The organism is Kitasatospora sp. MBT66 (assembly GCF_000710405.2).
Taxonomy (GTDB): Bacteria; Actinomycetota; Actinomycetes; order Streptomycetales; family Streptomycetaceae; genus Kitasatospora; species Kitasatospora purpeofusca.
The window spans coordinates 312790-313249 of sequence record NZ_JAIY01000004.1 but is presented as its reverse complement, the minus strand read 5'-3'; the positions used below and the strand labels follow the sequence as shown (position 1 = coordinate 313249).

Below are 460 nucleotides of genomic sequence, written 5' to 3'. Positions count from 1 at the left end.
GGAGCGGCGGGGAGGGGCCCGAGGAGTGGCGCTGCGGGATCACCCGCACCCGGGTCCGCGCCCGGTCCGGGCCGGCGCGGCCGAGCGGGGCGTTCCGGCGGGAGGTGCTGCCGTGGTGACCCGGGTGCTGGGTCGGGCGTGCGTGGTGGCGCCGGGGCGCGTGCCGGCCCGCGAGGGCGGCCGCAGCGGTGGGCGCAGTGGTGGTCACGCAGGAGGGAGTCGGGCGGGAGGAGGGACACGGATGGAGTGGGTGACCGAGCGCGCGGCGCCGTTGGTGTGCGTCGTGGCGGTGCTGGCGGGAGCGACGGCCGGTGGCCGGGCCCGGCGCCGGTGGCGTGCGGGTCGGAGGGCGGCCGCCCTGCTGGACGAGGAGGAGCGGCCGCGCCGGGGGCGGGCCGCCGGGAGGACGCCGCGGCGCCGGCCGACGACCGGGGAGAGTGCGGCCCTGTCGGGGCGGGTC

General features: G+C 82.2%; 1 protein-coding gene. It reads left to right on the top strand.

Features of this window, described 5'->3' with window-relative positions; translation table 11 throughout:
- Positions 1 to 241 precede the first annotated feature (241 nt).
- A partial coding sequence (locus BI06_RS52870; protein ID WP_051740471.1) for a hypothetical protein occupies positions 242 to 460 on the top strand: 219 nt, incomplete at its 3' end.